The following is a 23,277-nucleotide window of genomic DNA, read 5'->3' on the forward strand; positions in this document are numbered from 1 at the left end:
TGGATTTAGATTGTAGGCGAGGGGTATGGGGATGTCAACCAAACGCAGGTTTATCCCGCGTCGGGGTGAACCTTGGGAAACGGATTATCCGCCGGTGCGGGAAGTGAAGGCATTAACCCCGTGCCCCTGGTTCAGGGTGATTAAAAATGTGGTTGAGGTTAAGACTTGTTTTGGAAAAATAAATGACGCAATTGAAGCCGATATTTTCAAATTACGTTCAAAACACTGATCTCTGGGGTATTGACAAGGTACGGGAACGGGCTTATAATAAGCGAAAAGTTAGGGAATAATTAGGAAATAATAAGGGAGGTACTCAGTCTATGTGGTTGGTAATCGGTCTCGTCCTCGGCGCGCTCCTGATCTGGCTCGTCTCCTTCATGAAGAGCAAGGGCATGGCTTTCCGCTGGTATGAATGGATCATCGGCATCATCGGTCTGGGCCTGCTGCTCTTTACTATCCAAAACTACTTCGGTTCCCAGGCTGAACTCGAACCCAAGGCTGCCAACATGTTCCTGCTGGTAACCGGTCTGCCGGCCGTGATCTTCCTGGCCATCGCCTGGCAGTTGGTCATCCGCCACAAATCGACCACCTAATCTCAAACAACTTAATATCGCAATCAAGGGGGAGTCGCAAGACTCCCCCTCTTGTTTTGTCGGATTCCGCAAATACCAAAACCTGGCGGATTCAGCCGCTCCTTATTACGCGGACAAAGGCTCGAGCGGGGCGCCGCTGGCGAGTTCAGCAACCAACAGATCCAGGGCGAGGTCCTCATCCATCCGTCCGGTTTTGGCTGCCAGGTCGGTATCAAGCAAACGCCGATAGACATCCTTCAAACGGCCCAGGGAGAAACGCGCCGCCTGGTCCTGGGTTTTTTTCCACAGAAAATCAGCTATGAGTCCAAGCTTCCTTCGAATTTCGAGCTCCTTGCCGCCGCGACTCTTCAAATCCTTGTACTGGATGACCAGTCGCAATTGACGGGACAGCATTGCCAGGACGTAGCCAGCCGAAAGTCCATTGATCTTGAGATTTTCGAGGGTCTCCGTAGCGGTTTTCAACCGGGTTTCGAAAATAGCGTCCACCAGGCTGAAGATATTCGCTTCACCGGTGTAGCCGACCAGTGTTTTAACGTCATGGTCGGTAATCTGGCGGCCGGCGGCGAACAACACCAGCTTTTCGATCTCGCCGGCGACGGCCCATAAGTCGGCGCCGACGTATTGAACCAGGAGGTTTATCGCCATCGGGGTGATGGCACCCCCGGCGTTCATCACCCGGCGCCCGATCCATTCTTTAAGTTTTGGTTTGTCGAGCGTCGGGAATTCGTGAAGCTCGACTTTATCTACGAGATACTTGAACAGCGGGTTATTGCGCGAAAGCTCGGTTTCAATCAGGATGATGGCGGTGGACGGCGGCGAATTGGTTATGGCGCTGGCGAAAACTTCCGGATCGTCGATCTTCGAGGCTTTTTTCAGGGTCCCGTCGCCCGTGGAGAAACGGGCCAACAAGCCGGTAACTATGACAAGCCGGCACGGGGTGAGGAAAGGCAGGGCATCGACGGTGAGCTTGAATTCTCCAGGTTTAAGCCTGGCCCCCTCGAAAATACTGGTGGCGGTAGCCAGGACGGACGCGTCGCCGAGCGACGCCTTGATCGAGGCGAGCTTGAGCTTTAGAGAAAAATCGTCTGGGCCGGCAAGGAGATACCGCAATCAAATACTACCAATAATACCAATTTCCAATAATACCAATAATCCAATAACCGTCCGACCTTGCAGGTATCGAAGGACCTGCTCCAGGCTGACTGACCGCGCGACCCGAGACGCCGGACGCGCGACAAGCCGGGGCGCCTACTTACCGGAGAATAGCTTGCGCAGTTCTTCCTCGGCGTCGGTCGGCGCCACGGCGATGACCTGATCGCCTGGTTTGAAGACGGTGTCGCCCCTGGGGACGAAGGGTTTTTCCCCGTTCCGGATGACCAGACCCAGTACCGCTTTATTGGGCAGCTGCAAATCGTTAAGCGATTTATCAATGGCTGCGGAGCCGGACGCAGCGCGGATTTCCAGTATTTCCATCTCCCTGTTATCCCCAGTGAGACAGAAAAGGTGTGTCAGCGGGTGAGAAGGCACCTCGTGCTCAATGCGCTCCAGGATGATATTGGTTGAGTTGACGGTGACATCAACGCCAAGTTGTTTGAAGATCTGTTCGTTCCTGGGCACGCGGACCCGGGCGATGGTACGGGGCACATTGAACCGGTACTTGGCAACCTGACAGGCGACCAGATTGTCCTCATCCTCGCCGGTGGTGGCGATCAGAAGGTCAGCCCTGCCGGTGCCGGCTTCCGCCTGGATGGCCGTCTCACAGGCGTCACCGCGAAGGCAAATGCTGCCCAGTTCCTTGTTGATCTTCTCGCACACCTCGGCGTTTTTATCGATAAGGAGTGTCTCATGTCCCTCGCTGAGAAGCGCTTTGGTCAGTGAATAACCTAAACGACCGCCGCCGACGACAATTATGTACATTTAGCTCTCCAGCTTCTCTTTGAGCATTTCGGCGAGGACGATGGTGGGGCTGATGGCTTCCAGGCCGAGGACAGAATAAAGATCACGGCGCATCGGGTCGTAAATGCGGCAGACGACTTTTTTAACGTTGAAAATCTTCTGAGCGATCTGAGCGGCCATGACGTTGCGATTGTCTTCCTGGGTTACGGCGACAAAGGCGTCGGCCTCTTCGATCCCGGCCCGGCGCAGCACATCTTCATCCAGTCCGTCCCCGAGGAGCGCCTCACCCTTAAAATCGGGCGGTAAACGGCGGAAACTGTAGGCATCGGTATCCAGAGCGGTGACGCTGTGGCCTTCCTGGTCGAGAAGAGCAGCCATTTGAGCGCCAACCCGTCCGCATCCCATAATAATCACTTTCATCGCCGTGACTCCTTACAACGATGCCGGGCGGTGGTTCAGAATTACGCGGCACGGGGCATGCTGCAGGATGTAAGGTACCACATCTCCCAGGCTGAACTCACCGAAACGCGTTTTGTACGCCGAGCCGATGACGATGGCATCGGCCTTCTGTTCCACAGCCTCATCAACGATGGCGGGGGCGACCAACCGGGCTTGCAGCAGGTTGGTCTCTATGGGATAACCGAATTTTTTGGCAAGGTTTTCAAACCTCGCCAGAATTGCCTCGGATTTGGCGATCTCAGATTCGACCTCGGCGTCCAGCGGCAGGGACCGGTCGATCGAGATGATATTGGTGACGATGACCTTGACATCGCCGGATAGCCGTGCCAATTGACAGGCCATCTCCAGAGCGTCCTCGTCCTCAGGCCGTCCGGCAACCGGGACAAGTATGGTGTGGAATTTATTCATAATTCGCCGAAGCGGATGCGCACATGTATCAGGCTATTATAAACGGAGGGACACCCCTTGGCAATAGTTGGGCATATTTTTGAATTCATGATTCCGACCAGGGCGCCTTGTACCGGCTGTAAGACCAAACAACCGGTGTTGACTAGGTACGGCGCCAGAAAGCGGGGGTGAACAACACAAGCAAAGCGAAAATCTCCAGGCGCCCGGCGAGCATAAAAAAGGATAAAACCGCCTTGCCGAGGTCAGGGACGGTGTCAAAATTGCCGTAAGGTCCGATAACCCCTAAACCAGGGCCGATGCTGCCCATGCAGGCGGTTACCGAAGAAATAGCCTCTTCGAAGGGTAACCCCAAGGTTGACATTAATACGAAGCCGCCCCACAAAAGTCCAAAATAAAAGACGGTCAAGCCAACAGTTCGGGAAACAGTAGATTCCTGGAGTACGGTGTTCCCGATTTTCAAGGGAATAACCGCAGCGGGGTTAATGGCTTGTAGAATTCGCCTATAAGCATATTTAAAGAGGATCAAAACCCTGACCACCTTTAACCCGCCTGCAGTGGAACCCGCAGATGCCCCGATTACCATGAGTACCAGCAGCAAAGATCGCGAAAAACTTGGCCAGGCATCAAAATTGGTTGAAGAAAAGCCGGTGGTGGTGCTTATGGAAATTACATTAAAGCTACTCTCGCGGAGGCTTTCGATGAGGCTTAAACTCTTATTGAAGATAAGGTCCAGATTTACTAAAACTACCGACACCAGAATGATCAGGACGTAAAATCTTAGCTCAGGATTACCAAAGAAGCGCTGAAGCCGCTTACGGAAGAACACCCAGAAAAACAAGGCGAAGTTTGTGCCGCCAAGAAACATGAAGACCATGATGATGATCTCTGCCATCACGTTGTGGTAGCTCTCAATGGAAAGATTCGTGGCGGCAAAACCGCCGGTGGAAACGGTGCTCAACGAAATGGTGGCACTATCGAAAAGGGGCAATCCGGTTATCATGAGCAATAACATTTCGACGACGGTGAAAAAGAAATAGATGATGAAGACGATGCGGGCAGTGTCCCTGATGCGTGACGTCAGGCGCTCTCCTTCATAACCTCCCGGAGCCTCCGCTTCCAGCAAACGTGAAGCCCCGAGGCCGAAGAGGGGGAACAAAGAGACAAAGAGGGTTATTATGCCCAGTCCACCCAGCCATTGGGTGAAAGACCGCCAGAATAAGATGCTATGGGGCTTATCGGCGATGGATGAAAAAATGGTTGCCCCGGTGGTGGTGAAACCGCTCATGGTTTCGAAGAAGGCATCCAGGAAATTAGGGACAGACCCGGTCAGCAGGTAGGGGAGCCCGCCCAATAGGGTCGCCACGATCCATACGGCGACCACCAACACCATGGCATCGCGACGGGAGAGCTGGGTTTTGACCTTACCGGTGGCAAAGACGACCGATCCTCCGAGGACCACCGCGCCTCCCATCACTACCGCAAAGGCGATAGCTGCCGCCGGCTCGTTAGAAAACGCAGCCACCAGGAGCGGCAGAATCATCGTTGCACCGATAATGGTGGTTACGAGACCTAAATATCGGATTACTGCCGCGAAATTCATCTCGAATTTATTTGAATAATCTCTCGACTTCGGGGATGGCAGACAGGGTAGACATTACGATGATATGGTCATCCACATCGATGGGATACTCATCCGGAGGAACCGAAACCCGACCATCCCTGACTACGGCCACGACCTTGGCGGTCTTCGGGAGGGGGATGTCGCTGACCGGTTTGCCCATGACGCGTGCCTTTGGAGAGACGATGAACTCGATAGCTTCGAGAGTGTTATTCTCCAGGACGGCGGCGGCGACGGCGCCACCGCGAAGGACGAAATGGGCGATCTTGCGCGCGGTGATGATGGCGGGGGAGCCGGCGACATCGATCCCGGTAGCTTCGGCAAGAGGCAGATAGTCCGGATTATTGATCATAGTCAGGGACCGGGAAACACCCAAGGTCTTGGCAAGCAAAGTCGCCAGGATGTTGAGTTCATCGTTTTGGGTGACCGCTACCACGGCGTCAGCCTGACTGATGCCCTGTTCAACGAGAAAGTCGCGGTCTGTCGGTTCGCCTTGAAGCACCAGCGCCCGCTCGAGCTTGATGGCGATTTCCTCAGCCCGGGCTTGATCACGTTCCAGTATTTTGACCTGGACTCCCTGGCGGATTAATCCTTCGGCGATAAGGTAACCGATGCTGCCCCCGCCGATGACGACGACGCTCCGGTTGGGTTTTTTAGGGCCGGCGAAGACCTTCGCCAGGCGTTCAACATGATCAGCGGGTATGGCGATGTAGAGGGAGTCACCGGAATGGATGACCTCTTCAGGATTGGCAATAACGCCTCCTTCCTTGTGCCCGACGGCCACAATGAAAAAGGGAATATCCTGAGCAATTTCCGATAGTTTTTTCCCGGCCAGATTGCCATCATCGATCCTGAACTCCCGGATCCGTACCGTCCCGCTGCCGAATTCCTCAGCGGGGGTCGAATAAAAACCCGCCAGGATCGAAAGGATCTCGCGGGCCATCTCGGCTTCGGGATTTATATAAACATCTATCCCCAGGTTTTTAGGCCGTACGATCCGCCGGGTGGCGATAGGACTTTTAGCCGGCATCTGGAAATAGCCGGAATAATCAGGGTTGCGGATGCGGGCCGCGGTCCGGGCAGCTCCCATTTCTTTGGAGATAAAACAGACAACCATATTAGTCTCGTCGGAATCGGTTACCGCAAGCACCAGGTCGGCGCGGTGGGCTTCGGCTTCGCGGAGGATGCGCGGGGTGGCGGCGTTGCCCTGGATGGTGCGGACGTCCAGCTGCCGGCGGATGACCTCTAAAGCCTGGACCGATTCTTCGATGACTACGACGTCGTGGTTTTCAACCGAAAGAAGCGAGGCGATGTTCAGGCCGACGACGCCTCCTCCTGCGATGACAATGTACACTATTTCGCCCCCGGTGAACTCCCAAGGCGGAGGAGGGCAGCCAAGGAACTAAAAAATGCGGCAACGCGGCTGCGCCGGCGGACAATCCTGATTACGCGGTCGGCGGGGCGCGAAGGGGGAAGGGTAATAGATGCTGTCTGCTTCATGACCCTTTCAAGAACTTCTGAAGGATTTTAGCCTATCGGGAAGGCATTTTAAGCCGAAACGATACCCATGTCAAACAAAATCTTGGCGCCGTAGCAACAGCCGAGCGGTGTTTTACTCCGGGATGCCTAGTGTTCCCCATCGGGAGTTAAGGGACAAGAGCCGGGTTCGAGGGTGCACAACTGCCCGCCCGGACAACATGACTGGCATTCCAGTTGAAGGGTCGTGTGGTTGATCTCGTAGCGGTCGGCGAGCAACTTTTCTACCTGGGACCGGACCAGGGCGGTTTCAGAGGTCAGCCGGTCTTCGATGACGATGTGGCTTGACAGCGCATGGAGGTTAGGAGTGAGGCTCCAAACGTGGAGGTCGTGGACTTCCTTGATACCCGGAATGTTACGGAGGTTACCGGCGAGCTCGTTCAGGTCGATATGGGCCGGCGTGGATTCAAGCAGCACCGAGATGCCCTCCGACAGAATGCCCCACGCCGAGGCCGCGATGATCAGGCCGATCACGATGGAGATTATGGCGTCCGCCTCAGCCAGTCCCGTTAACTTAATAATGAGGGCCCCGAGGATGACGCCTACGGAAGCCAGAGCGTCGCCAAGTACGTGCCAGAAAGCGCTTTTGACGTTGAGGCTCTCCTTGCGGGCTTCCCGGAGCCAGAAGGCGACGATGAGATTAGCCAGCAGGCCGAGCAAGGCGATGACCAGCATCACCGAACTATCGACATCCGGCGGGGACTGGAGCCGCCTGACGGCTTCGAAAAAAATGATCCCGGCAATGGCGAATATGGCAACCGCATTCACAATGGCAACGATAACGCCGATGCGATGATAGCCAAAAGTCATACGGTGGGAGGGCGGCCGCTGTGCCTGACGCAGGGCGTAAGCCGACAGGGAGAGGGCTACGATATCGGCGAGGACGTGCCCGGCATCCGACAGCAAGGCCAGGCTGTTGGAAATCAGTCCGCCGACCGCTTCGGCTATCAGAATAACACTCGAAAGGCCGATACCCAGGATCAAACGCGAGCCCGCGGCCTGATGAGCATGATTATGCTGGTGCATCAATTTGGTTTTATTTACGAGATTCCCGGTTGTGTTTTTGCCTCTACGCCATTATCATATCAACAATAGGAAGTTTGGTATAATCGCCGCCCCGGAGGCAACATGGCTAAATTTTCGATCATCCCCAAGGAAGAGAAATTCTTCGATCTTATCGAGGTCAGCGCCGCCAACATGGTCAAGGCGGCGGAGGCTTTGAAGGACCTGGTTGAAAACTGGGGAGAAATCCATGAGAAGGTTCTCAAGATCGTCGAGCTGGAGCATGCCGGGGATTCGGTAACGCATCAAATCATCGCGATGCTTCACCGCAGCTTTGTCACTCCCTTCGACCGGGAAGATATCGCCCTGCTTGCCCATTCCATGGACGATGTGGTCGATTTTATTCATTCGGCTGCGGACTACATGCTCCTGTACAAGGTGGGACAGCCGGGGGGGCGGGTCAGAGAACTTGCCGGCATCATTTTAGAAGCGACCAAAGAAGTCGCCGCCGCCGCGCCTAAGCTTCGCCAAAAGGCTGGGCTGAAACAACTCCTGGAACACTGCATAGAGATCAACCGGCTTGAGAATCTTGCCGACCAGGCCTACCGTTCCGCCCTGGTGGAGTTGTTTGAGGAATACGACATGGTCGATATCATCAAATGGCGGGAAATTTACGACTCCATGGAGAGTGCCACCGATCGCTGCGAGGATGTTGCCAACGTTTTCGAAGGCGTAGCCCTTAAAAACGCCTGATACGGCGGCGATGACTGTCATAACTTAAATCAGATAGAAGGCTCGAACCATAGACTCTAATTTAGCTTTTATCACCTTCATCATCTTCATCGCGTTAGCCTTTGACTATACCAACGGCATGCACGATGCGGCTAACTCCATCTCCACCATCGTTTCGACAAGGGTGCTGACACCCAGGCAGGCGGTGGCCTGGGCGGCTTTTTTCAATTTTATCGCTTTCCTAATCTTCGGTACCGCCGTTGCCAAGACCATCGGCAGCGGCATGATCGATATCAACACCGTTACGCCGACGGTGATCCTGGCCGGGCTGCTCGGCGCCATAACCTGGAACCTCATCACCTGGTACCTGGGGCTGCCGAGCAGTTCGTCACATGCCCTCATCGGAGGCTACGCCGGAGCTTCGATCGCCCACGCCGGTTTCGGCGTGATCCTTATGGCCGGCTGGTATAAGACCCTGATATTTATCGTCCTGGCGCCGACCATCGGGCTTGCCCTTGGTTTTATCCTGCGCGTGGCGACAACCTGGATCGTTTACAGGAGTCCGCCCGGGGTAATAAACCGGTTCTTCAGGGTAGCCCAGATGTTTTCGGCGGCGGCCTACAGCCTGGGGCACGGCGGCAATGATGCCCAAAAGACCATGGGTATAATCACCAGCCTCCTGGTGGCCGGGGGGGTTATTTCGACCTTCGCCATCCCGCTCTGGGTTGTTCTGGCCGCCCAGGCGGCGATCGCCCTCGGAACGCTGAGCGGAGGTTGGAGGATCGTGAAAACGATGGGGCAGAAGATCACCAAGCTGGCGCCTATCGACGGTTTTTGCGCCGAGACAGCCAGCGCTGTAAGCATTTTTACGGCAACTCACCTTGGCGTCCCGGTCAGTACCACTCACGTGATCACCGGCGCCATATCAGGCGTTGGTTCGGTCAGGCGTCTCAGCGCGGTGCGGTGGGGAGTCACCCTGCGCATTGTCTGGGCCTGGATAATGACCATTCCCGCAGCCGGGATTATCGCCGCCCTGCTGTTCTGGCTCTTGAACCTGATCTTCTAGACGTTCCGGGCCGTTTTGAATGCGACCGGGATTTGCATTTACAGGTTAACCCGCCGGGGATGGACCTTTGATTTTTCGGCGGCGAGGATGGCCGAGATTTCCGAGACCGCCTGGTCGATCTTGCCGTCGTGGTTGACCACGAAATAATCGAAACCCTGGAGTTGATGGAGTTCTTCCGGCGCTGTTTCCAGCCGGCGTTTCAAAGTTTCCGGGGATTCGGTCAGGCGGCGTGACAGCCGGTCCTTCAGTTCTTCCAGCGAAGGCGGCAGCATGAATACGAAAACCGCTTCGGGAGCGATTTTTTTTATTGAGGCCGCGCCCTGTACGTCAACCTTGACGATGACGTCAGATCCCTGTTTCAAGGCTTCGCGCACCGAAGATTTGGGCACGCCGTAAAAATTGCCGTAAACCTCAGCCCATTCCAGAAGTTCATTTTGGTTGATCAACTTCTTGAAATCAGCCTGGTTGGTGAAATGGTAGTCTTTACCGTCAATTTCCCGGGGACGCTGGGACCTTGTCGTAATGGTCGTGATGAATTTTAGCCCGGGCAGCCGGCGTTCTTTCATCCGCTCAAGCACGGCGTCCTTACCCACTCCTGACGGTCCCGAAAGTATCAGCAGGACCGGAGCCGGTTGAGGCGGGCTAAAGGTCAAGCGGGACCTCGGCAACATCGGTTTTCATGGCGCCACGTCCGATGCTGACGCGGCCGGTGATGGTTTCCGGAGCCAGAGCCGCTAACACCACGTGGCCCGAATCAGTAAAAATCACCGCTTTGGTTTTGCGGCCGTTGGTCATGTCGATCAATGTGCCCTTGTTACGGCTCTCCTGGATAATACGCTTGATTGGGGCTGAGCCGGGCGGGGCGATGGCGATCAGGCGATTCATCGCCAGGATATTGCCAAAGCCGACGTGGACCAGTTCGATCGCCATTTCTGCCTCTTGATTCGGTGGAAGTAGTATTATCTTAACCTAGAGCGCGACTGGTGGCAAGGGTTGACGCCTTTTGGTGAACCATTCAATATCGAATCGATCGTAAAAACAGGTTCATCCTCCAGCAAACCACTGCTATCGGAAGAAAATGTGAGATGCGCAAAAACGGTGTTAATATGAAATATCGGGAGAAAAACGATGGACATAACGGTACCGCTCCTGTGGATTCACCTGTCGGCGATTGTTACCTGGGTTGGACTGTGGTTCAACACCTTGTTCGTATTTAACAGCCTCCGGCAGTTTGTTTCCGACTCCGCCAGAGCCAGCTTCATTTCCACGTTACGCAAACGCTATCTGACCATCACCTGGGCGGCAATCGCTATATTTATAGTCTCCGGTACGATCCTTATGGAGACCAACGAGAATTACCCGGGACTGGGGCATTTCTTCGATAATTCGTGGGCGACTCTGGTATTTCTGAAACATATCATCGTGATCGTCATGCTGGCGGTGAGTTTTACTTTGCTTTACGGCATCCTGCCGCGAATGGGCGCCGCTATCGCCGGGAGAGACAGACTAGTTGAGGAACGGCTGCTGAGGCGGGAAAAGCTGGCTGTTGCCGCGCTGGCAATATTGGGACTGGCGGTTTTGTTGATCATCGTCACGGTCACCGAACTGCCGGAACCAGGTGAAACCGTGGCCGTGGTCGGGTGCCTGTTTGGTTAAAGCGAGGCGAGATAGCGATCGATATCCCGGGCTGCCGCCTTGCCGGCGCCCATCGCCGAAATAACGGTCGCCGACCCGGTGACGATATCCCCTCCGGCCCAAACGCCAGCTTTTCTGGTCAGACCAGTCGATTCGTCGGCGATGACGGTGCCCGCACTGGCGAAAGCCAAACCGGGCGCGGAACGGGCTATGAGCGGGTTTGGCCTCGTACCCAGGGCGACGATCGCCATGTCACAGGGAAGGGTGAATTCAGAGCCGCCGACGGGAACCGGCCGTCTCCGTCCCGATGCGTCGGGATCGCCGAGGCTCATTTTTTGGCAGGTCATGCCCGAAACCCATTTTTGATCATTTACTTGAAACGAGATGGGGTTGGTTAAAAAGAGGAAGTTGATACCTTCCTCCTCGGCGTTCTCGACTTCTTCAAGGCGCGCCGGCATCTCTTCGCGGCCCCGGCGATAGACTACCGTGACTCTTGCGCCCAATCTTACCGCGCTGCGGGCGGCATCCATGGCTACGTTTCCACCACCAACCACCGCCACCTCCTTACCGACTTTGAGAGGCGTATCGAATTCGGGGAAATGGTAAGCCTTCATCAGGTTGACCCTGGAGAGAAACTCATTGGCGGAATATACTCCAGGCGCATTCTCATTCTCGATGTTGAGAAAGAGCGGCAAACCTGCCCCAGTGCCCAAAAACACAGCCTGGAAGCCGTCTTTAAAAAGCTCATCGATGGTAAACGTCTTCCCGGCGACGGCGTTCAGGACGATCTCCACTCCCAGGCTTCTAACAAAATTGATTTCAGTTTGAACGATTGTCTTGGGCAGCCGGAATTCGGGTATGCCGTACATGAGCACACCTCCGGCGACGTGGAGCGATTCAAAAATGGTAACTGAATGACCTAACCGCGCCAATTCGGCGGCGCAGGTCAGCCCGGATGGTCCCGAACCGATGACGGCAACTTTTTTGCAGCTCTTTGGGGCCTTGGCGCCGGTCGAACCTTTTAATCGATAACCCGGTTCCCAATCGGCGACGAAGCGTTCGAGCCGGCCGATAGCCACCGGAGCCTTTTTCTTCGCCAGGGTGCAGACCGCTTCGCATTGGCTCTCCTGAGGGCAGACGCGGCCGCAGATTCCGGGCAGTGCGTTGGTTCGTTTTATGATCTCATCAGCCGCCGTGAAATCACCGGTCTTGACTGCCGAGATAAACTCGGGGATGTCGATGGCGACCGGGCACCCGGCTACGCAATTCCTGGCCTTGCACTCGATACAGCGGGACGCTTCGCGCTTCGCGTCCTCCGCCGTGTAGCCGGTCGCGACCTCCGAGAAATTCTGCCGCCGAGCCCCGGCTTCCTGCTTGGGCATGGCGACCCGATTCAAATCAATCTTAGCTTTAGCCATCGCTTACCCTTAATAACCAAGAAGCAAATTACACACAATCACCAAATTCCAATGGCCAATACCCAAACGTTTGGTTATTGATATTTGGTTATTGGGATTTGTTTGGTTATTGTACCTTGTATCTTGGTTATTCATTTGGTTTGGATTTAGCCCGAAGGGCACCGGCAAATCTCCAATGACCGCTTCTCTTCTTCGATATAGGATCGCTGGCGGGCCATGAAATTGTCCCAATCTATAGCGTGGGCGTCGAATTCAGGTCCGTCGACGCATGCAAAGCGGGTCTGGCCGGCGACCGAAACCCGGCAGCAGCCGCACATGCCGGTGCCGTCGATCATTATAGGGTTCATGGAGACGATGGTTTTGATACCGAATGGTTTTGTGGTCAGGGCGGAAAACTTCATCATGATGCTTGGACCGATGGCGATCACCCGGTCTATGCGTTCGCCGCGCTCGAGCATTTCCTTGATCGGTTCGGTGACAACGCCTTTTCGCCCTGCCGAGCCGTCATCGGTGGTGATGATAAGCTCATCAGACACCGCAGAAAGCCGTTCCCGCCAGAATAAGAGGTCTTTATTGCGTGCGCCGACGATGGTGATGACCCGGTTGCCGGCGGCCTTCATCGCCCTGGCGATCGGCATGATGGTGGCGGTGGCGAAGCCGCCGGCCATGAGGCAGACAGTCCCGAAATTATCGATCTCGGTGGCATTGCCAAGGGGGCCGACGATATCGGATATCGTGTCTCCGGCTTTCAGCCTGCTGAGTTTGGTCGTAGTCGTTCCAACTTCCATGAAAACAACCGAGACGCTGCCTTCAACGACGTCCCAATCCGCAATGGTCAATGGTATGCGCTCACCATTGTCGTCGACCCGCAAAATGACAAACTGGCCTGCGGCTGCTTTTTTGGCAATTCGTGGCGCGGAAATACGGTACACCCGTACACGGGGCACCAATTCTTCGGTTGAGATTATGGAATACAAATGTGATTCTCGACTGTCAACGGAATTAGTCCTAAAGAACTAAGGACGGTAATAATCTAGCATTATAGGGGATTGCGTTCAAGCCGGGCACATGTACACCCGGCTTCAGATGATGCTTTGAAAAAGAAAATGGAGCCTGGCGGCTCCATTTTCTAAAATCACTGTCTACCTATTAATAATAATCGAAGAAGGATTGGTCGGTCGGGGGTTCGTCCGCCTTCATTTCAGCCTTCTTCTTGTCTTCTTCAGCTTTCTTTTTGGCTTCCTCTGCGGCCTTGGCGGCGGCCGCGGCGGCTTCCTCGGCGGCTTTCTCTTCCGGTGACGGTTCTGGCATCTGCACGTCTCCGGGAATGGAGAAATGCATCTCGCTGAATCCCCATTTATTTTCGACTTTTTCGAAAACCGCGGTCATGCGCATATCAAGGGCAAGCTGGCGGGTCCCTTTTTTTAAGGTCTCCCACAAGTGGCTGGAGACCCAAGCGACGTTGCCGTTTCCTTTTATAGTGGTGTAACCGTATTTCAGAGTTATTGTATCCACGCTGGCGAACAGTTTCTGGTAATATTCCTTCAACTGCCCCGTGCCGATACTCATCTCATCCTTGCCGGGACCGATGTTAAGCATGTTTGGGTCGTTAGTCGTCAGGGCGATGACGGCATCGGCATTTTTGGCTTCCACCGCTGCCTTGTATTGCTCCAAAAGGTTATTGACAATGCTTCTGGTTTCGTTGTCGGCTCTCAATTAAAACCCCCTTATAAGGAATAGTCACAAAGTACTTTTATAGGCTAAATGTGGCTTTGGTGTCAAGAGAGAAGAGAAAATCAATTGTTATCAGCCCGGCGATCATTGGGACTGGCTCAAGGGACGGGCCATTGCAACGGACCGAAATATTTTGATGAAACCATTTCGCCCAAAGCTATTAGGGGTCTTGACACGGCATTTCAGGCTGTGCTATTATATCTTTCGCGTTTGAAAATAATGATGTTTGATAGAGCAACATAAAGCGCACTAACGGTGTTAACCAAGACGGCTTGGTGAAAACGCCAAGCCGTTTCTTATTGTACTGAACCTTTAAAACTGAATACCGCCAAAAAAGTAATAGGTTATCTCAAATCTGAAGCAAGTCAAGCGGGAAAGAGCGCACGGTGGATGCCTTGGCATCAAGGGGCGATGAAGGACGTGGCAAGACTGCGATAAGCCTCGGCTAGCTGTCTAGCAAGCTTAACCGGGGATTTCCGAATGGGGCAACCCGTCCCGATAAAATCGGGACACTCTCAGCCGAACACATAGGCTGAGTAGAGGCAACCGGGGGAAGTGAAACATCTCAGTACCCCGAGGAAAATAAAAAATTCCCGAAGTAGCGGTGAGCGAAACGGGAACAGCCCAAACTCCATAAGCTTAGTGGTTTAACAATCTACGCTTCTGGGGGGTAGTAAGACAGGTAAAGCCCGGTGTTAAACGGGCAAAGGAGTTACCAACCGAACTCTAGCAGAAGGTCTCTGGAAAGAGCCACCATAGATGGTGATAGTCCAGTAAGCGAAAGAGCTAGGCTCCTCATCTGTTCTTAAGTACCACGGGACACGCGGAATCCTGTGGGAATCAACCATGACCACATGGTAAGGCTAAATACTCTTGATGACCGATAGTGGACTAGTACCGTGAGGGAAAGGTGAAAAACACCCCGAGAGGGGAGTGAAATAGATCTGAAACCGTGTGCTTACAAGCAGTCGGAGCCCCGATTTATCGGGGTGACGGCGTGCCTATTGAAGAATTAGCCGGCGAGTTAATCTGTGTAGCGGGTTAAGCAACTACGTTGCGGAGCCGTAGCGAAAGCGAGTCTGAACAGGGCGTCATGTTGCACAGATTAGACCCGAAGCTGGGTGAGCTATCCATGACCAGGGTGAAGCTCCGATAATCTCGGAGTGGAGGCCCGAACTAATTAGCGTTGCAAAGCTATTGGATGAGTTGTGGATAGAGGTGATATGCCAAACGAACCCAGGGATAGCTGGTTCTCCTCGAAATGTATCTAGGTACAGCCTCGGATGTTCGCTTATGGAGGTAAGGCACTGGATGAACTAGGTGGGAGAGATCCTGCCGAATTCAACCAAACCATGAATGCCATAAGCCAAAGTCCGGGAGTGAGACTATGGGGGCTAAGCTCCGTAGTCGAAAGGGAAACAGCCCAGACCATCAGCTAAGGTCCCTAAGTGCAGACTAAGTGGCAAAGGAAGTTGGACTACCCAGACAGCCAGGAGGTTGGCTCAGAAGCAGCCACCCTTTAAAGAGTGCGTAATAGCTCACTGGTTAAGTGGCCCTGCGCCGACAACCCAACGGGGCTCAAGTCTGTCACCGAAGCTATGGATCCCGATTCGTCGGGATGGTAGAGGAGCGTTCCTCCTGCAGCGAAGCTGTTGTGTGAACAATGGTGGAGCGGGGGGAAGAGAGAATGCCGGCATGAGTAGCGCAAGGTGTGTGAGAAACACACCCACCGTAAACCTAAGGTTTCCTACGCAAGGTTAATCCGCGTAGGGTTAGTCGGGCCTAAGCCGAGGCCGAAAGGCGTAGAGCGATGGACAGCTGGTCATTATTCCAGCACCGCCGCTGTAGAGGCGAAGGGGTAACACGGCAGGATAGGTTAGGCATACCCATTGGACATGGTGTGTCACCAGTCAAAGGCGTGTGGGGGTAGGTAAATCCGCCCCCGCGATAAGCTGAAGGCTGGAGGAAGTTGCGGAGAGATCCAAGACGATTTAACTGAGTCCATACCGTCAAGAAAACCCTCGTCGCCGTTGAAGCAGTGGCGCCCGTACCGCAAACCGACTCTGGTAGGTGGGGGTAAGTGTCCCAAGGTGATCGAGATAACCCTCGTTAAGGAACTCGGCAATTTAGCCCCGTAACTTCGGGATAAGGGGTGCCCTGATTATTCAGGGCTGCAATAAAGGGGTCCGGGTGACTGTTTAACAAAGACACAGGTCTCTGCTAAAGCGTAAGCTGATGTATAGGGGCTGACGCCTGCCCAGTGCTGGAAGGTTAAGGAGAGAGGTTAGCGCAAGCGAAGCTTTGAACCGAAGCCCCAGTGAACGGCGGCCGTAACTATAACGGTCCTAAGGTAGCGAAATCCCTTGTCGGGTAAGTTCCGACCCGCACGAACGGCATAACAACCTGGACGCTGTCTTAACGAGGGACTCGGCGAAATTGAAATACCCGTGAAGATGCGGGTTTCCCGCCACTGGACAAAAAGACCCCGTGGAGCTTTACTACAACTTGACACTGAGACTGGGTTTATCTCGTGTAGGATAGGTGGGAGGCTGTGAAGCCAGGGCGCTAGCTCTGGCAGAGCCAACGTTGAAATACCACTCCTGATGAATCTAGCCTCTAACCTCGGAGCAAGCCGGGGGACAGTGCCTGGTGGGTAGTTTGACTGGGGCGGTCGCCTCCCAAACAGTAACGGAGGCGCCCAAAGGTCTCCTCAGGGTGGATGGAAATCACCCAAAGAGTGCATTGGCATAAGGAGGCTTGACTGCGAGACCAACAAGTCGAGCAGAGACGAAAGTCGGGCAAAGTGATCCTACGGCCCTTCGTGGAAAGGCCGTGGCTTAACGGATAAAAGCTACCCCGGGGATAACAGGCTTATCTTGCCCAAGAGTTCACATCGACGGCAAGGTTTGGCACCTCGATGTCGGCTCGTCGCATCCTGGGGCTGAAATCGGTCCCAAGGGTCCGGCTGTTCGCCGGTTAAAGCGGCACGCGAGCTGGGTTCAGACCGTCGTGAGACAGGTCGGTCTCTATCCGTGGTGGGCGTCCGGAGATTTGAGGGGGGCTTTCCGTAGTACGAGAGGACCCGGAAGGACGGACCAATGGTGTATCAGTTGTTCCGCCAGGAGCACTGCTGAGTAGCCAAGTCCGGTTCAGATAAGTGCTGAAAGCATCTAAGCACGAAGCTGGCTCCAAGATGAGATCTCCCTCCCTCGCAAGAGGGTAAGACCGCAGGTAGACTACCTGCTTGATAGGCCAGAGGTGTACGCACGGTAACGTGTTCAGCTGACTGGTACTAATGGTCAAGGGCTTGACTTGCTTCAGAGTTGAGGTAACCGAAAACAAGTGGCGGTATCAGATTAAAAGTTCAGATTAAAAACTAAATAGCTTACTTTCGTTAAAAAGTCTCTTGGTGATAAGAGCGACGTGGTCCCACCCGTTCCCATCCCGAACACGGCCGTGAAACGCGTCAGCGCAGACGATACTGAGGGGGCGACCCCTTGGGGAAAATATGCCATTGCCAGGGGACTTTTTATATTTTAAAAGCAAAAATGCCCGTAGTGATTACGGGCATTTCGTTTTAAGGGGATTCAGCAAGTCAGTTTTGCCTCGACACGGATGCCACGAGGCCCAGTATACCGCCGATCAGGACCAGCAGGCCGCCGAGCCCGCCTCCCAAAAGGCCGATGACGATGAGGATAATCGCCCAGACAAGTTCACGGACACGGCTGGCGCCAATGACGGCAATGATACCCGCGAGCAAGGTGATAATACCGCCGTTGAAAAACCCCCACCCGTAAAAAGCCGCTCGGAAAGTGGACTGGGCTACCGCGAGGATACCGAAAACGACCATCAGAATGCCGCCGATGAGAGCCAGAGTGTAACCAAGGCGTGAGATGGACATGAGTTTACTCCTTATATATTTTGTAGCCTTACTTTTTTGCGAACCCGCCATGTTCGGCGGCGTGCCTGGCCCGGATGCTGGCCTCCGCGTCCTCTTTGGTGGTGGAGCTGCCGACGACCTCATCCCGGTCTTTATTGATGATCACCCAGGGCGCCGATTCGCCTTTGGAGTTTTTATGGCCTTCCCGATGTTCAATGCGATATGGCATGTATTCACCTCGTTTTTAGGCACGTTTATGTTCTTGGAAAATCCCTGATCTAAGAATAAGTCGACTTTGGCTCAGCTATTTTCCCTTGTGCTTTGAGAAAAAGTAATCTGCGTCCGAATTGGCTTTGCCCCTGGTCTCATAATCGGTGGTCACATTGGCCAGAGCCTGGAGTGCCCTTCCGGTGGCCAGCTCGTCGCCTTTGTGAGCTTTCAGGGCATGTTCCCGTCGGGTTTCCGCCGTCATTTCCTTGCTCCAGTTCATCTCCGTACCATGTTCGTACCACTGTTGCGATTCGGGGGTTTTGCCTGGTTCGCCGCGATCTTCGGTTTGATAAGTTGTCGCTTTTACATGCGTGCCGTCTTTCCGGGTATAAGCCTTCCGATGAACGGTAATTTGAGCCATATCCTAGCCCTCCGTGGTTTATTAGAACCAGCCGTAGTAGTGACCGATGGCGAAAGCCCCCGCCACGATTAAATAGATCGCGAACAGGATATTAAGGATTTCCGGAGCCAGCAGGACTATGATCCCGGCGAGCAGGGAAATTACGCCGATGACCACCGCGCTGTTGATGAGAAGCCAGATTCCCACTAAAACCAGGTACGCGGCGACAAGGTAATTGAGAATGGTCGGGAAGATGAAAACGAGAATGCCGAAGAGTATCGAGACAATTCCCGCCAGCGGGTTGCCTCCGGCCAGCCAGCCGATGCCGGCGAGGATCATCGCGGCGCCGACGAGATAGTTGATGATCTTGGGGAACATAAGGATGAGGATGCCTACCACAACCAGGATAATTCCGGGCCCGAGCCCGGCGATATCGGGAAAGCCGATCACCTTCATTTGCGAGCTCCTCTTATTCCTAGTCGGGTGCGAATTTCAGGGCGTAGCCGTTCATACAATATCGTTTGCCGGTAGGCGGCGGACCGTCATCGAAGATATGGCCCAGATGGGAACCGCACCTGGCGCACAATACTTCCGTCCGTGACATCCCGAACGAATAATCCGGGTGCAGGACGACATTCAAAGACGAAACCGGCTCGTAGAAACTGGGCCAGCCGGTGCCGGATTCAAACTTGGCCGAATAATTGAAAAGATCCGTGCCGCAACGGACGCACTTGAAGGTGCCCGGACCATGGACATCATCGAAGGTCATGCTGCCGGGAGCCTCGGTCCCGTTTTTGGTGGTGATCTCAAACTGTTTTTTGGTCAGTAACTTCTGCCATTCGGCGTCTGACTTTTCGATTTTGGACACAGTTTCAACGGTTTTCTTTTGGTTGTCGAAGATTGTTACGGTTGTCTCCATCAAAAATCTCCCGGCCTTAAAACGTTGGCTCGGATTACCGGCAGCCTTTAGATGAGTTTCCGCCCTGCGTCAGGAGCATCGGCACATTATTTCTTCATCGCTGATTTGGGCATGGCCATTTCCATCATCGAGTTCTGCATGCTTGCCTTTTCCAGGTTGGACTTGGACATCTGATCCAGGGCGATGATGTTGCCTTCGGTGTCCTTAAACCAGGCGCCTTTCGACATGTTATCCCCGGAATCCATGGTGGCGACACCGTTTACTGTCTTGATGCCCATAGCCGGAATGTCATATTCTTCAAATTTGACGCCCTTGCTTCGGAGGTCCCTCATCTCCGCATCGATGTTATCGACTTTGAACTCCAGGACGGTATGGTCTGCCTTGGTCGCTCCCCTTTGGTAAACGTAGAACATCGAACCTTCGCCGGCCATGACCATCATCCCCTGAGCCGGCTCGTCGAGCATCACTTTCAGGCCGATTGTGTCCTCCCAGAACTTGCGTGCCCTCTTGAGGTCCACTGCTGGTAGAACTGCATACGCCATTTTGTCGCTTAACATCGTCCCTTCCTCCATTTCGTTGTGCGATTCTGCATCGCCGTTTAGAGCATAGAATGGGCCGGGAGATAATGAAATTGGTAAATGTACCTATTTTCGGCGCATAAGGGCACTAGTTCCTGTTTGGTATAAGAGGAGAATCACTAGTTGTAGAGCTTTATCGGATAGAGTAAAGTCACCTGGCCGGAGCGAGAAACAATGAGGGGCATGTTGCTAGAGTTCCGTCTTTTGACGGCCTTCCAATTTGAAGTCCCGTCTCTTTTCAGTCGAGTAGTCCGGATCCAGGTGGTTGTTGGCACCGGCGCATTCCCAATTGGAGCCCGGCATCAGCCAATTTCTTCACCCGCTAGCAGATCGAAACTCGCTGTTTACTTTTTCGGGATACTCTGTCATGCCCCGATAGCAGCATACCCCAAAAGCTACCTGCCGGGGAATAGGGGGAACTACCTAATTTTCCGCCCAAGGACTACCGAAAAATGACTGCCAAATATGACTAGTATCGACACCGTACCGTTGAAAAGAAAGAGCCCTTCGTTTGAAGGGCTCTTTCTTTATTGTTCGCGGTTTCGTTTAGCCGCCGGCCAGGGCGGGCTTTTCGGCGTTCTCCGCCGGGGGCGGCAGTTCGGGGTGCCTGACGTTGAACAAGAGGTCCTCGCCGTCGGCGGAGGGTTCGATGACCACGGTGTCGCCGCTACTGAACTGTCCTCTAAGCAGGTCTTCGGACAGCCGGTCCTCGATGAGGTTCTGGATGACGCGGCGCAGCGGCCGTGCTCCGTAAACCTCGTCGTAGCCCTTCTTGCCCAGGACGTCCTTGGCGCCGGCGGTGACCTCGATGGAGATGTTCTTCTCCTTGAGCTGCTTGGTCACTGACGCCAGCTGCAGGTCGACTATCTGGCGGATCTCGTCGCGGGTGAGGGAGTGGAAGACCACCGTCGAGTCGACGCGGTTCAAAAACTCCGGCCGGAAGCTCTTCTTGACCTCGGCCAACAGCTTGTCCTTCATCCGCTCGTAGCCGATGTCCTGGGCCTTGGCGGCGTCGGATGTCGTGGTGAAGCCGATGCTCCCCGTGCCTTTCCTGATAAGGTCGGCGCCGATGTTACTGGTCATGATGATGATGGTATTCCGGAAGTCGACGCGGCGGCCCTTGGCGTCGGTCAGGTGGCCGTCGTCGAAGATCTGGAGCAGGATGTTGAACACTTCGGGATGAGCTTTTTCGATCTCATCGAGCAGCACCAGGGAATAGCCTTTGCGGCGCACCGCCTCCGTGAGCTGGCCGCCTTCTTCGTAACCGACATAGCCGGGGGGCGCGCCGACGAGGCGCGACACGGCGAACTTCTCCATGAACTCCGACATGTCGATGCGGATCAAATTGTCTTCGGAGCCGAACATGAACTGGGCCAGGGCCCGGGCCAGTTCGGTCTTGCCGACGCCGGTGGGGCCCAGGAAGATGAAGTTGCCGATGGGGCGCCGCGGGTCCTTGAGACCGGCGCGGGCTCGCCTGACGGCCTTGGCGATGGTGACGATGGCCTCATCCTGGCCGACGATGCGCTTGTGCAGCGCTTCTTCCATGTGGAGTAAGCGTTCGGTCTCGTCGCCGGTAAGCTGCAGCAAAGGCACGCCTGTCCACATGCTGACCACATCGGCGATGTCCTCTTTGGTCACCAACGGCTTGGTGGAAACCTGCTCCTGCTGCCACTCCTCTTCCATTTTGCGGCGCTTTTCAGCGATCTGATACTCGCGCTCCCGTAATTCAGCGGCATAGTCGTACTGCTGGGTGGCCAGGGCGGCTTCCTTGTCCCGGCGGTAGGAGTCCTCCGCCTTCTTCAAGTCCTTCAGCGGCATCGGCCTGGTGCGGTTGCGGATGCGGACGCGAGAGGCGGCTTCATCGATGACGTCGATGGCTTTGTCCGGCATGAAACGGTCCGAGATGTATCGGGAGGCCAGGTTGGCGGCGGCATCCATGGCGTCATCGGTGATGACCAGCCTGTGGTGTTCTTCGTAACGCTGCTTGATGCCGCGGAGGATCTCGATGGTATCCTCGATTGAGGGTTCCTCTACCAGCACGGACTGGAAGCGCCGCGCGAACGCGGTATCCCGTTCAACGTGCTTGCGGTAATCATCAAGGGTCGTGGCGCCAATGACCTGGATCTCACCCCTTGCCAGGGAAGGCTTCAGGATATTAGCCGCATCGATAGCCCCTTCGGCGGCGCCGGCGCCGAGCATGGTATGGAACTCGTCGATAAAAAGCACGATATTGCCGACGACCCGGAGTTCCTCAAGTATCTTCTTGAGTCTTTCTTCGAACTCGCCGCGGTACTTGGTGCCGGCGACCAGAGAGGCGATATCCAATGAAACCAAGCGTTTATTTTCAAGTGTTTCGGGCACGTCGCCGGCGACGATGCGGTGGGCCAGCCCCTCGACGATGGCCGTCTTGCCGACGCCGGGCTCACCGATGAGAGCCGGATTGTTCTTGGTGCGGCGGGACAGGATTTGCACCATCCGTTCTATTTCTTTGACCCGGCCGACGACGGGATCCAGCCTGCCTGCTTTGGCGGCCGCGGTCAGGTCAAAGGAAACGGCATCCAGGGTAGGCGTCTTGCCCGGGGCTTTGCCGGGTTTGGCGGCGGCGGGGTTGGTGCGGTTGGCGGCGCCCTGCTGCAGGACCTTGGTGATCTCGGCGCGGACGCGGTCGATGGAAATGCCGAAGGAATCGAGCACGCCGGCCGCCACGCCCTCGCCCTCGCGGAGAAGGCCGAGCAGGAGGTGCTCGGTGCCGATGTAGTTGTGGCCCAGGTTGCGGGCTTCGTCGATCGCCAGTTCGATGACCTTCTTGGCGCGGGAGGTAAGGCCGGTCTCACCGGCGGACGGCTTCTCGCCGCGGCCGATGACGAACTCGACGGCAGACCTTAACTTGGCCAGGTTGACGTCCAGGTTGACCAGGACGCGGGCGGCGACGCCGTCTTCCTCGCGGACCATGCCGAGGAGGATGTGTTCGGTGCCTATGTAGTTGTGATTAAGTTGCTGTGCTTCTTCCTGCGCGTAGGTGAGAACGCGGCGGGCGCGCTCGGAAAATTTGTCGAAACGACTAGCCATGACAAACCTCTTAAACGGGGATACTCATCTAATTATAGGCCAAATAAGGCACCTCGTAAAGCATTTTAGCTTTGGGGGCGAATATAAGACGGCCGCGCGCCTGGTTTCTCCTTATCCTCGATGC

The 23,277-nt window shown here is 54.9% G+C and carries 24 protein-coding genes and 2 rRNA genes; 7 read left to right on the top strand and 19 right to left on the bottom strand.

Annotated features, from left to right (window positions below; genetic code table 11):
* Window positions 1-31 precede the first annotated feature (31 nt).
* Window positions 32-229, top strand: a complete 198-nt coding sequence (locus Dform_RS00345) for a hypothetical protein (protein ID WP_145925482.1) — start codon at window positions 32-34, stop codon at window positions 227-229.
* 91 nt (window positions 230-320) lie between these two features.
* The gene (locus tag Dform_RS00350; RefSeq protein WP_076003250.1) at window positions 321-593 is read left to right on the top strand and encodes a dehalogenase; all 273 of its coding nucleotides are present in this window, start codon (window positions 321-323) and stop codon (window positions 591-593) included.
* Between the two features lie 105 nt (window positions 594-698).
* Here the strand turns inward: Dform_RS00350 and holA are convergent, their stop codons facing one another.
* From holA to Dform_RS00385, 7 genes are all read right to left on the bottom strand, one after another.
* The gene (holA, locus tag Dform_RS00355; RefSeq protein WP_076003251.1) at window positions 699-1,703 is read right to left on the bottom strand and encodes a DNA polymerase III subunit delta; all 1,005 of its coding nucleotides are present in this window, start codon (window positions 1,701-1,703) and stop codon (window positions 699-701) included.
* Window positions 1,704-1,841: 138 nt separating this feature from the next.
* Window positions 1,842-2,510: a potassium channel family protein gene (locus Dform_RS00360; protein WP_076003252.1), complete on the bottom strand. Its 669-nt coding sequence runs from the start codon at window positions 2,508-2,510 to the stop codon at window positions 1,842-1,844.
* Window positions 2,511-2,909 (bottom strand): potassium channel family protein, encoded by a 399-nt coding sequence (locus tag Dform_RS00365; protein WP_076003253.1) that lies wholly within the window; start codon window positions 2,907-2,909, stop codon window positions 2,511-2,513.
* 12 nt (window positions 2,910-2,921) lie between these two features.
* Window positions 2,922-3,356 carry a universal stress protein gene (locus Dform_RS00370; RefSeq protein WP_076003254.1) on the bottom strand — a complete coding sequence of 145 codons (435 nt, stop codon included), beginning with the start codon at window positions 3,354-3,356 and terminating at the stop codon, window positions 2,922-2,924.
* Between the two features lie 142 nt (window positions 3,357-3,498).
* Complete coding sequence (locus Dform_RS00375; protein ID WP_225973698.1) at window positions 3,499-4,896, bottom strand: TrkH family potassium uptake protein; 1,398 nt, start codon at window positions 4,894-4,896, stop codon at window positions 3,499-3,501.
* Window positions 4,897-4,963: 67 nt separating this feature from the next.
* Window positions 4,964-6,328, bottom strand: a complete 1,365-nt coding sequence (gene trkA / locus Dform_RS00380) for a Trk system potassium transporter TrkA (RefSeq protein WP_076003256.1) — start codon at window positions 6,326-6,328, stop codon at window positions 4,964-4,966.
* Between the two features lie 272 nt (window positions 6,329-6,600).
* Window positions 6,601-7,536: a cation diffusion facilitator family transporter gene (locus Dform_RS00385; protein ID WP_076003257.1), complete on the bottom strand. Its 936-nt coding sequence runs from the start codon at window positions 7,534-7,536 to the stop codon at window positions 6,601-6,603.
* Window positions 7,537-7,638: 102 nt separating this feature from the next.
* On the opposite strand from Dform_RS00385, the gene Dform_RS00390 reads away from it, so the two are divergent.
* Together Dform_RS00390 and Dform_RS00395 are read left to right on the top strand one after the other, a co-directional pair.
* Window positions 7,639-8,265 (top strand): DUF47 domain-containing protein, encoded by a 627-nt coding sequence (locus tag Dform_RS00390; RefSeq protein WP_076003258.1) that lies wholly within the window; start codon window positions 7,639-7,641, stop codon window positions 8,263-8,265.
* A gap of 118 nt (window positions 8,266-8,383) precedes the next feature.
* Entirely contained in the window at window positions 8,384-9,310 is a 927-nt protein-coding gene (locus Dform_RS00395; RefSeq protein WP_076003259.1) for an inorganic phosphate transporter, read from the top strand.
* A 38-nt stretch (window positions 9,311-9,348) separates the two neighbouring features.
* Here Dform_RS00395 and Dform_RS00400 read toward each other — a convergent pair whose 3' ends face one another.
* Together Dform_RS00400 and Dform_RS00405 are read right to left on the bottom strand one after the other, a co-directional pair.
* Complete coding sequence (locus Dform_RS00400; protein WP_225973699.1) at window positions 9,349-9,963, bottom strand: guanylate kinase; 615 nt, start codon at window positions 9,961-9,963, stop codon at window positions 9,349-9,351.
* Window positions 9,953-10,240 (bottom strand): DUF370 domain-containing protein, encoded by a 288-nt coding sequence (locus Dform_RS00405; protein WP_076003261.1) that lies wholly within the window; start codon window positions 10,238-10,240, stop codon window positions 9,953-9,955. Before Dform_RS00405 ends, Dform_RS00400 begins: the two co-directional genes overlap by 11 nt.
* Before the next feature lie 198 nt (window positions 10,241-10,438).
* Between Dform_RS00405 and Dform_RS00410 the strand changes: the two genes are divergently transcribed.
* Window positions 10,439-10,966, top strand: coding sequence for a CopD family protein (locus Dform_RS00410; RefSeq protein WP_076003262.1), 528 nt, complete (start codon window positions 10,439-10,441; stop codon window positions 10,964-10,966).
* Here Dform_RS00410 and gltA read toward each other — a convergent pair.
* The 3 genes from gltA to Dform_RS00425 form a co-directional block, all read right to left on the bottom strand.
* On the bottom strand, window positions 10,963-12,363 hold the full coding sequence (gene gltA / locus Dform_RS00415; protein WP_076003263.1) for an NADPH-dependent glutamate synthase: 1,401 nt from the start codon (window positions 12,361-12,363) through the stop codon (window positions 10,963-10,965). The genes Dform_RS00410 and gltA overlap by 4 nt on opposite strands.
* A gap of 146 nt (window positions 12,364-12,509) precedes the next feature.
* Window positions 12,510-13,340 carry a sulfide/dihydroorotate dehydrogenase-like FAD/NAD-binding protein gene (locus Dform_RS00420; protein ID WP_076003264.1) on the bottom strand — a complete coding sequence of 277 codons (831 nt, stop codon included), beginning with the start codon at window positions 13,338-13,340 and terminating at the stop codon, window positions 12,510-12,512.
* A 172-nt stretch (window positions 13,341-13,512) separates the two neighbouring features.
* Entirely contained in the window at window positions 13,513-14,079 is a 567-nt protein-coding gene (locus Dform_RS00425) for a nuclear transport factor 2 family protein (RefSeq protein ID WP_076003265.1), read from the bottom strand.
* Window positions 14,080-14,460: 381 nt separating this feature from the next.
* On the opposite strand from Dform_RS00425, the gene Dform_RS00430 reads away from it, so the two are divergent.
* Together Dform_RS00430 and rrf are read left to right on the top strand one after the other, a co-directional pair.
* Window positions 14,461-17,412 (top strand): 23S ribosomal RNA (locus tag Dform_RS00430).
* 90 nt (window positions 17,413-17,502) lie between these two features.
* A 5S ribosomal RNA gene (rrf, locus tag Dform_RS00435) occupies window positions 17,503-17,620 on the top strand.
* A gap of 72 nt (window positions 17,621-17,692) precedes the next feature.
* Here the strand turns inward: rrf and Dform_RS00440 are convergent.
* The 7 genes from Dform_RS00440 to Dform_RS00470 all read right to left on the bottom strand — a co-directional run bounded on the left by Dform_RS00440 (window position 17,693) and on the right by Dform_RS00470 (window position 23,153).
* Complete coding sequence (locus Dform_RS00440) at window positions 17,693-17,998, bottom strand: hypothetical protein (RefSeq protein ID WP_076003266.1); 306 nt, start codon at window positions 17,996-17,998, stop codon at window positions 17,693-17,695.
* A 28-nt stretch (window positions 17,999-18,026) separates the two neighbouring features.
* Window positions 18,027-18,206 (bottom strand): hypothetical protein, encoded by a 180-nt coding sequence (locus tag Dform_RS00445; protein ID WP_076003267.1) that lies wholly within the window; start codon window positions 18,204-18,206, stop codon window positions 18,027-18,029.
* A gap of 75 nt (window positions 18,207-18,281) precedes the next feature.
* Entirely contained in the window at window positions 18,282-18,608 is a 327-nt protein-coding gene (locus tag Dform_RS00450; protein ID WP_076003268.1) for a hypothetical protein, read from the bottom strand.
* 21 nt (window positions 18,609-18,629) lie between these two features.
* A complete protein-coding gene (locus tag Dform_RS00455; RefSeq protein WP_083635290.1) occupies window positions 18,630-19,043 on the bottom strand; it encodes a DUF3096 domain-containing protein in 414 nt (137 codons plus the stop codon).
* A 19-nt stretch (window positions 19,044-19,062) separates the two neighbouring features.
* A complete protein-coding gene (msrB, locus tag Dform_RS00460; RefSeq protein WP_076003269.1) occupies window positions 19,063-19,506 on the bottom strand; it encodes a peptide-methionine (R)-S-oxide reductase MsrB in 444 nt (147 codons plus the stop codon).
* Between the two features lie 86 nt (window positions 19,507-19,592).
* On the bottom strand, window positions 19,593-20,063 hold the full coding sequence (locus Dform_RS00465; RefSeq protein ID WP_076003270.1) for a VOC family protein: 471 nt from the start codon (window positions 20,061-20,063) through the stop codon (window positions 19,593-19,595).
* Between the two features lie 567 nt (window positions 20,064-20,630).
* Window positions 20,631-23,153 (bottom strand): ATP-dependent Clp protease ATP-binding subunit, encoded by a 2,523-nt coding sequence (locus Dform_RS00470; protein WP_076003271.1) that lies wholly within the window; start codon window positions 23,151-23,153, stop codon window positions 20,631-20,633.
* Between the last annotated feature and the right edge of the window lie 124 nt (window positions 23,154-23,277).

It is taken from the genome of Dehalogenimonas formicexedens, from assembly GCF_001953175.1.
Taxonomy (GTDB): Bacteria; Chloroflexota; Dehalococcoidia; order Dehalococcoidales; family Dehalococcoidaceae; genus Dehalogenimonas; species Dehalogenimonas formicexedens.

What these genes read in the sequence shown, in the direction of transcription:
- Dform_RS00465 (WP_076003270.1), bottom strand. Translation starts at nt 20,063, where the DNA reads ATGTTAAGCGACAAAATGGCGTATGCAGTTCTACCAGCAGTGGACCTC.
- Dform_RS00350 (WP_076003250.1), top strand. Translation starts at nt 321, where the DNA reads ATGTGGTTGGTAATCGGTCTCGTCCTCGGCGCGCTCCTGATCTGGCTC.
- Dform_RS00455 (WP_083635290.1), bottom strand. Translation starts at nt 19,043, where the DNA reads ATGAAGGTGATCGGCTTTCCCGATATCGCCGGGCTCGGGCCCGGAATT.
- Dform_RS00440 (WP_076003266.1), bottom strand. Translation starts at nt 17,998, where the DNA reads ATGTCCATCTCACGCCTTGGTTACACTCTGGCTCTCATCGGCGGCATT.
- Dform_RS00450 (WP_076003268.1), bottom strand. Translation starts at nt 18,608, where the DNA reads ATGGCTCAAATTACCGTTCATCGGAAGGCTTATACCCGGAAAGACGGC.
- gltA (WP_076003263.1), bottom strand. Translation starts at nt 12,363, where the DNA reads ATGGCTAAAGCTAAGATTGATTTGAATCGGGTCGCCATGCCCAAGCAG.
- Dform_RS00375 (WP_225973698.1), bottom strand. Translation starts at nt 4,896, where the DNA reads ATGATTCTGCCGCTCCTGGTGGCTGCGTTTTCTAACGAGCCGGCGGCA.
- Dform_RS00385 (WP_076003257.1), bottom strand. Translation starts at nt 7,536, where the DNA reads ATGCACCAGCATAATCATGCTCATCAGGCCGCGGGCTCGCGTTTGATC.
- Dform_RS00445 (WP_076003267.1), bottom strand. Translation starts at nt 18,206, where the DNA reads ATGCCATATCGCATTGAACATCGGGAAGGCCATAAAAACTCCAAAGGC.
- Dform_RS00470 (WP_076003271.1), bottom strand. Translation starts at nt 23,153, where the DNA reads ATGGCTAGTCGTTTCGACAAATTTTCCGAGCGCGCCCGCCGCGTTCTC.
- Dform_RS00395 (WP_076003259.1), top strand. Translation starts at nt 8,384, where the DNA reads ATGCACGATGCGGCTAACTCCATCTCCACCATCGTTTCGACAAGGGTG.
- Dform_RS00370 (WP_076003254.1), bottom strand. Translation starts at nt 3,356, where the DNA reads ATGAATAAATTCCACACCATACTTGTCCCGGTTGCCGGACGGCCTGAG.
- Dform_RS00345 (WP_145925482.1), top strand. Translation starts at nt 32, where the DNA reads ATGTCAACCAAACGCAGGTTTATCCCGCGTCGGGGTGAACCTTGGGAA.
- Dform_RS00410 (WP_076003262.1), top strand. Translation starts at nt 10,439, where the DNA reads ATGGACATAACGGTACCGCTCCTGTGGATTCACCTGTCGGCGATTGTT.
- Dform_RS00390 (WP_076003258.1), top strand. Translation starts at nt 7,639, where the DNA reads ATGGCTAAATTTTCGATCATCCCCAAGGAAGAGAAATTCTTCGATCTT.
- msrB (WP_076003269.1), bottom strand. Translation starts at nt 19,506, where the DNA reads ATGGAGACAACCGTAACAATCTTCGACAACCAAAAGAAAACCGTTGAA.
- Dform_RS00360 (WP_076003252.1), bottom strand. Translation starts at nt 2,510, where the DNA reads ATGTACATAATTGTCGTCGGCGGCGGTCGTTTAGGTTATTCACTGACC.
- Dform_RS00405 (WP_076003261.1), bottom strand. Translation starts at nt 10,240, where the DNA reads ATGGCGATCGAACTGGTCCACGTCGGCTTTGGCAATATCCTGGCGATG.
- Dform_RS00365 (WP_076003253.1), bottom strand. Translation starts at nt 2,909, where the DNA reads ATGAAAGTGATTATTATGGGATGCGGACGGGTTGGCGCTCAAATGGCT.